The sequence below is a fragment of the uncultured Methanobrevibacter sp. genome (genome assembly GCF_902769175.1).
Classification (GTDB): domain Archaea; phylum Methanobacteriota; class Methanobacteria; order Methanobacteriales; family Methanobacteriaceae; genus Methanobrevibacter.
Genome location: NZ_CACXNW010000020.1, coordinates 1 through 3,206 on the forward strand (window position 1 = coordinate 1; position 3,206 = coordinate 3,206).

Annotated in this window: 4 protein-coding genes; all 4 read left to right on the forward strand. The window is 26.4% G+C overall.

Going from position 1 to position 3,206, the window contains the following annotated elements; translation table 11 throughout:
• Positions 1–358 precede the first annotated feature (358 nt).
• Positions 359–1,168 carry a DUF368 domain-containing protein gene (locus QZV12_RS07885; RefSeq protein WP_295620089.1) on the forward strand — a complete coding sequence of 270 codons (810 nt, stop codon included), beginning with the start codon at positions 359–361 and terminating at the stop codon, positions 1,166–1,168.
• Between the two features lie 220 nt (positions 1,169–1,388).
• On the forward strand, positions 1,389–1,694 hold the full coding sequence (locus QZV12_RS07890) for a hypothetical protein (RefSeq protein WP_295619891.1): 306 nt from the start codon (positions 1,389–1,391) through the stop codon (positions 1,692–1,694).
• A 28-nt stretch (positions 1,695–1,722) separates the two neighbouring features.
• Complete coding sequence (locus QZV12_RS07895; RefSeq protein WP_295619894.1) at positions 1,723–1,965, forward strand: hypothetical protein; 243 nt, start codon at positions 1,723–1,725, stop codon at positions 1,963–1,965.
• Entirely contained in the window at positions 1,925–3,139 is a 1,215-nt protein-coding gene (locus QZV12_RS07900; protein WP_295619897.1) for a hypothetical protein, read from the forward strand. The genes QZV12_RS07895 and QZV12_RS07900 overlap by 41 nt, the downstream gene beginning before the upstream one ends.
• Positions 3,140–3,206: the final 67 nt, after the last annotated feature.

Consider the following 3,206-nt stretch of genomic DNA (forward strand, 5'->3'; position numbering starts at 1 on the left):
CAATATCAGCGATTGAAATTAATGAAAATAACTTAGATAATATAGGAGCAGATGCCTATAATATCAACTTAGATTCAGATGAAAATACAGAAATCTTGTAATTTAGATTAATTTAGATTTATTTAAATATTTAGATTAATTTTATATTAATATAAAATATTTAAGTAATTCCGAATATTTAAACTGGATTAATTTAGATAATTTTAGATTGTTTAGACTATCTTGATTAATTTAGATAATTTTAGATTTGATATTTAAAGATAATAGAATATATTGTAATTAATATAAATTTATTTAGAGGAATTTTATGAATTTTGATTTTAAAGAGATGATTTTAATATTCTTTAGAGGCCTTTTTATGGGGTCTGCAGATATAGTTCCTGGAGTTTCAGGAGGAACTATAGCTTTAATCACTGGAAGATATGAACGTTTGATAAATGCAATCAGCAGAATAAAATTTGGCTTTATCAAGCCACTATTGAAAGGTGACTTTTCAGAATTTAAAGCAAAATTGATTGAAGAGATAGACTTTGAATTGTTTATTCCATTAATTTTAGGAATAGGAATTGCATTCATCACATTGGCTAAAGTCATCAGCTATTTGCTGGAAACTCAAACTGCATATACATTTTCATTCTTTTTAGGATTGATTTTAGCTTCTGCATATATATTATACACCAGATTAGGCGGTTTAAAGTTAAAATTGATTATCATTACAGTAATTGGAGTAATTCTTTCATATATTTTTGTAGGATTGAATCCAATAGCAGCCAACCATAGCCTAATTGTATTGTTCTTCTCCGGACTTATAGCAATATGTGCTATGATATTGCCTGGAATCTCTGGATCTTTCTTGTTATTGCTTCTTGGACAATATCAATATATGTTGAATTCCTTAAATACATTGAATTTTGTTGAAATTATTGTATTTTGTGCTGGCGCTTTGATAGGAATCTTAGGATTTTCAAAGCTTTTAAACTATTTGCTTGAAAACTATGAATCTGCTACAATGGCATTTTTAATTGGAATTATGCTTGGAACCTTAAGACTTCCAGTAATGAAAATTACTGCAACCGTACAAGGATCCTGGATTCCATGTATAGTCCTTGCTGTTATAGCTTTCATTATCATCATAGTTTTAGAGAAAAAATTTAAAAAAGAGGAATAAATAAATTTAATCTAATGATTTAAACTGATATATTTATTTAATTTAATTAATTTATTTATTTAATTTATAAAATTTAGCAATTAAATTTATTTAATATATTTAATTTATTAATTAAATTATAAAAATTAGTAATTTAAATTAATTAATTTTACAATTTAAATTACTTAAAAAAAAAACATTTAACGGATTAATATCTAATTATTATACTTTTGGTGAAATAATGGGCTTATTTGATTTTATAAAAAAAGATAAGAAGGAAAAAGTGGATAAAAAGGATAATAAAGGAAAAGATAAATCTAATGAGAAAAAGGCAAAAAAAGAAGAGGAAAATTCTCAAAAAAGATTTAAGAAATTATCCTTAAATAGAAATAAAAAGAATAAGGATTATATTGATTTCGACTCAATCAAAACAATAAGCCCAGAAGATATTGCAATTGCTAAAGAGAAACATCTTCAAAACGATAAAAGAAAGCCAGAAGAAATATTAAAAGATGAGACATTTAAGGAAATAGCCCTATCTCATTAGAAACAGAAACAACAGAATTGCATCAGTAATGGAAATTGAATCTCAAGACCTGTTGGAAGATTTGGCTATGGACAATAAGGACAGATTTGTTAGAACCATTGCTGTTTCTAGAATTACCGATCCAAATATATTAGAAGAATTGGCATATAACGCTAAATATACTGATGTTAGACAAATGGCCTTTGATAAATTAGGAAAGATCGATAATGTATTTGCTGAGATTGCAAAATATGATAAGAAAGGAAAAAACAGGCTTTCAGCAGTTTCGTGAAATCAATGATGAATTGGTGTTAATGGATATCTGCACTAATGCAAAAGACCAGAAAGTGCGACTTATTGCTATAGAAAAGATAGAGAACAATCAGATTTTAGCTAAAATCTTAAAGGATACAACTGACACTAAAATGATCAATCTAATAATCACTAAGGAAAGCTTTAACGATCAGGACATATTATCTGAGATTTGTGCAGATTCCAGTTATGATAAGTTCATAAGAGCTGAAGCATTAAATAAATTGGATGCTGAAGAAAATAATGAACTGATTAAGGAAATTGCATTTAATGAAGAAAACGACCATGTTAAGTTAGCTGCAATAGAAAAATTGGATAATGATGATGACTTGATTGATTTGGCATTGAATTCTAAGGATTCAGCATCAAGAATTAAGGCAACTGAAAAAATAAATGATGAAAATCTATTGAAGGAAATAGCCTTAAATGATGAAGATAAGTTTGTGAGAATTGAAGCTATAAAAGCTATTGAAAACGAAGATATTATCAAGGACATCTACACTTCAGAAAGCGATAGTTTTGTAAGAAGTGAAGCTATTAAGCAAATTGATTCTTTGGATAATTTAATTGATGTTTGTATTGATGATGATTTAATTGTAGGTAAAAATGCTTTAAATAAACTAATTTCAAATAAGGAAAATTATATTGATAATGGCATTTCAGTGTTGGATTATGAAGAAAAGTTAAAGGCTGTTGCCAATTCTTCAAAACATGATGAAATCAGTAAGTTAAGCATAAGAGTTATTGAAAATGAGGATATTTTAGTAAATATAAGTGAAGAATCTCTTTATTTGGACACTAAACTTGAAGCAATCAGTAAAATCAAATCCGAAAAAATCTTATGTGAAATTGCAAAGGACAATGAAAATTCAAATATTAGATTGAATTCAATTAGAAAAATCAAGGACAAACCTCTTTTAGAAGACTTTTCAGTTAATGGACAGTTTAATGATGCCCGTATTGAAGCCATTTCCAAAATAAAGAATCAAGAGATTTTGGTTGATTTGGCTTTGAATGATCAAGATGCAAAGATTCGTGAAGCTGCCTGTAAAAATATTCAAAATGCAAATGTTTTAGAGGACATTTATAATAGCAATAATGATAAATATGTAAGAGAAGTGGCTAAGAAAAGGTTAAAATTGCTTAAAAAATAGTAATTTTTTTTTTTTTTTTTTTTTTTTTTTTTTTTTTTTTTTTTTTTTTTTTTTTTTTTTTTTTTTT

Bases quoted from the DNA above. Each gene is read 5' to 3' on its own strand.
- QZV12_RS07900 (WP_295619897.1), top strand. From the start codon at position 1,925: ATGATAAGAAAGGAAAAAACAGGCTTTCAGCAGTTTCGTGAAATCAAT.
- QZV12_RS07890 (WP_295619891.1), top strand. From the start codon at position 1,389: ATGGGCTTATTTGATTTTATAAAAAAAGATAAGAAGGAAAAAGTGGAT.
- QZV12_RS07885 (WP_295620089.1), top strand. From the start codon at position 359: ATGGGGTCTGCAGATATAGTTCCTGGAGTTTCAGGAGGAACTATAGCT.
- QZV12_RS07895 (WP_295619894.1), top strand. From the start codon at position 1,723: ATGGAAATTGAATCTCAAGACCTGTTGGAAGATTTGGCTATGGACAAT.